Source organism: Mesorhizobium sp. M7A.F.Ca.CA.004.06.1.1, assembly GCF_003999135.1.
In the GTDB taxonomy this organism is placed as follows: domain Bacteria; phylum Pseudomonadota; class Alphaproteobacteria; order Rhizobiales; family Rhizobiaceae; genus Mesorhizobium.
In genome coordinates this window covers 1-3,369 of the sequence record NZ_RZPQ01000655.1, presented here as the reverse complement: position 1 = coordinate 3,369, position 3,369 = coordinate 1, and the positions used below count along the sequence as shown (strand labels likewise).

Annotated in this window: 3 protein-coding genes; 2 read left to right on the top strand and 1 reads right to left on the bottom strand. The window is 62.0% G+C overall.

All coding sequences use genetic code 11. The features are described from left to right. Together EN906_RS37480 and EN906_RS27725 are read left to right on the top strand one after the other, a co-directional pair. On the top strand, window positions 1–449 hold a 449-nt coding region (locus EN906_RS37480; RefSeq protein ID WP_206529182.1), incomplete at its 5' end, for a hypothetical protein. 244 nt (window positions 450–693) lie between these two features. Then, window positions 694–1,155 carry a L,D-transpeptidase gene (locus tag EN906_RS27725; RefSeq protein ID WP_023811018.1) on the top strand — a complete coding sequence of 154 codons (462 nt, stop codon included), beginning with the start codon at window positions 694–696 and terminating at the stop codon, window positions 1,153–1,155. A 204-nt stretch (window positions 1,156–1,359) separates the two neighbouring features. Here EN906_RS27725 and EN906_RS27720 read toward each other — a convergent pair. Continuing rightward, window positions 1,360–3,369: efflux RND transporter permease subunit (locus tag EN906_RS27720; protein WP_127375519.1), on the bottom strand; the 2,010-nt coding region annotated here is incomplete at its 5' end.

The window sequence follows — 3,369 nt, the reverse complement described above, 5'->3', positions numbered from 1 at the left end:
GGTCTCTTCAGGATACCCCCGAAGTGCCCGCGCCGCCCACGGAGCCCCCCGTCGCGGCGCGGGCCTTCGGTCCTCTCGGCAGCAAGTTGCCGGAGGCGCCGCGCAAACCCGTCAGCCTAAGGCCGACCCGCCAGAGGGCCTTGAGCCGGGCGATGCGCAGGCTGGAAACAATCCAGACCGTGGCGAAAAACAGTGCGGTATGCAGCGTCGAAATCTCGCCCGAAGTCATCGCGCCGAGCCTTGTCAGCGGGGTGCCGGCAACCGTGCCGACGCCGCCGATGACCGCTGCCGCGATGCTGATCCTGAGAAGCCAGGACAGCGCGTTTGATTTCGTCCTCATGTTCGTTACCGGCTGTTTTCGTTGCGTCAACTTTGCTCGCACCCCGTATCCGGATCATGCCGCTTGGAGCCGCGCTTTGTTGCAGGTTGGTTTCGATGCTGACGCTTGATCTTTCACATGACACCAATTCGCACTTTCGTTTGGAGGCGGATACTCATGTTCCCGACTCCTGGTCTTGGCTGGGTGGGTCTGCCGAGCCTGTTCCAGCCAGGTTATAAGGAGGCGTTTGTTAACCAGCGGAAACAGATTCGAAACAGAAACGAGCGTTTTGCGAAATCTTCTCGAAACATGACGTTGGGATAAGCGGCCATCGAACTGGAGCCGGCCAACCGGCAGAGAGAGGGGACTTCATCATGCATACCGCCATTTCCGCCAAGCTTATCAACATCACCGCCGCTGCCTTGACTGGTGCAGCACTGCTGCTCGGCGCCGGCTCGGGTGCGGCGCACGCCGCCAACAAGATCGTGGCACGCGTTTCGCTTTCGCAGCAGATCATGGAAGTCTCCGTCGACGGCCGGCCGACCTTCGCCTGGAAAGTCTCCACCGGCGACCGGGCCCATGTGACGCCGACCGGCTCGTTCAAGCCGACCCGCATGCATGAGATGTGGTATTCGAAGAAATACGACAACGCCCCGATGCCGCACTCGGTCTTCTTCAGCGGCGGCTATGCGGTACACGCGACCTACGCGATCAAGCGCCTCGGCCAGCCGGCTTCGCATGGCTGCGTGCGGCTGCACCCCGACAACGCGGCCGATTTCTACCAGCTCGTCGAAACCTTCGGGGCGACCAACACCAGCATCGTCATCGTCAAGTAGCAGGCTGGAAACGGTGGCGTGTCAGCATGCTGGCGCGCCTCGAGGCTCCCACCGGAAAACGCTGCGGTATGAGCACAGCTCGAACCGAGGTATTGCGTACAGCTCAAACCGGCGGAGCCCAGCCAAAAAGAAAAGAGGCCGGAAAGTTTCCGGCCTCTTTTCTTTTGCATTTGTCCTGCGCATTTCCGGGCAGGAAGCCCCACCCTAGCTCGGCAGTGCCGGCATCAGCTTGGGATCCGGCTTCTCCGCCAAATGAGGCAGGTCCTTGCTGGCGATGAAGGTGTAGAACATGGGCACGACGAAGAGCGTGAACAGGGTTCCGACCAGGATGCCGGTGAAGATGACCAGGCCCATCGAATAGCGGGCCGCGGCACCAGCGCCGCTGGACGTGATCAGCGGCACCACGCCGAGCGCCATCGCCGCTGTCGTCATCAGGATCGGCCGCAGGCGCACCTTGGCCGAGGCGATGATGGCGTCGCGCCGTCGCATGCCATGCTTTTCACGCTGCTGGTTGGCGAACTCGACCAGCAGGATGCCGTGCTTGGTGATCAGACCGATCAGTGTGATCAGGCCGACCTGCGTGTAGATGTTGAGCGTGCCGAGGCCCAGATTGAGCGGCACGATCGCGCCGAAGATCGACAGCGGCACCGCCATCATGATGATCAGGGGGTCGCGAAAGCTTTCAAACTGCGCCGCCAGCACCAGATAGATGACGACAACGGCCGCCGCGAAAGCGATCAGGATGGTGTTGCCCTGTTCCTTTTCCTGCCGCGATTGACCGGAATAGTCGAGGAAGAAGGTGTCGGGCAGGCTCTCCTTGGCGATGTCCTCCAGCGCCTTCAGCCCGTCGCCGGTGGTGACGCCGGGCAGCGGGAGCGCCGAAATCGTCGACGAATTCAGTTGGTTGAACTGCTCGATTGCCGCCGGCGCCGCATTGTTCGAAATCTTGACTACCGCCGAGAGCGGCACCATCTCGCCCGTCACGCTGCGCACGAAGTATTCGCCGAGCTTATCGGGGTTGTCGCGAAACTCCTGCGGCACCTGCGGGATGATGTCGTAGCTGTTGGAGTCACGGTCGAACTGCGCCACTTCGGCGCCGCCGACCAGCAAGGTCAGCGTGCGGCCGATATCGGCGATCGGCAGGTTCAACGCCGCGGCGCGATCACGGTCGATGGTCACCGTCACCTCTGGTGCGTCATAGGCCATCGAATTCTGCACGACGATGAAGCGGCCGGAGTTCTTGATCTGCTCGGCCACCTCGTACACTTCCGAGGAAGCGCCGGTCGATCGCACCACCATGGAAATGGGCAGGCCGCCACCAGAGCCGGGCAGCGTCGGCGGCGCGAAGACGAAGGCCTCGACGCCGGCCACTTTGGCGATACGGGCCGTGATGTCGGCCTGCAGTTCCTTCGAATTGCGCTTGCGTTCCGCCCAATCCTTGAAGGCATAGCCGACGAAGGCGCTGTTTGTCGTGCCGCCGAAGGCGACGGCCGAGAACTGCGCCCGTGTTTCGGGAATATCCTTCACCAGGCCGAGGATCTGGTTGACGTATGTCTCGGTGTAATCGGAGGTCGCATAACGCGGCCCTGTCACAATCGAGAGCAGAAAGCCCTGGTCCTCTTCCGGCGCCAGTTCGCTCGAGGTCTTGGTGAACATGAAGCCGGTGACGCCGACAAGCGCAAGCACGATGATCAGCGTCAATGGGCGATAATTGAGCGACCCGGTGACGGCGCGTTCATAGACATGCTCGACGCGAGCGAAGGCGCCGTCGACAATGCGCTGGAAACGGCCCGGCGTGCCGGACTTCAGGAGGCGTGCCGACATCATCGGGGTGATGGTGATGGCGATGACGCCCGACAGCACCACTGAGCCGGCGAGCGTGACTGCGAATTCACGGAACAATGCGCCGGTCAGGCCGCCGGTGAAGGCCAGCGGCGCGAACACGGCGGCCAGTGTCATGGTCATGGCAATGATGGCCGACGATATTTCGCGCATACCGCTGAACGCGGCCTGCATCGGCGACATGTGGTCTTCTTCCATATGGCGATGGATGTTCTCCACCACCACGATGGCGTCGTCGACGACCAGGCCGATCGCCAGCACCATGGCCAGCAGCGACAGCAGGTTGATCGAATAGCCCACCGCAAACAAAAGGAAACAGACGCCGATCAGCGACAACGGGATGGTGATGATCGGCATCATCACCGACCGGAA

Coding starts and splice junctions, on each gene's coding strand:
- EN906_RS27725 (WP_023811018.1), top strand. CDS start 694: ATGCATACCGCCATTTCCGCCAAGCTTATCAACATCACCGCCGCTGCC.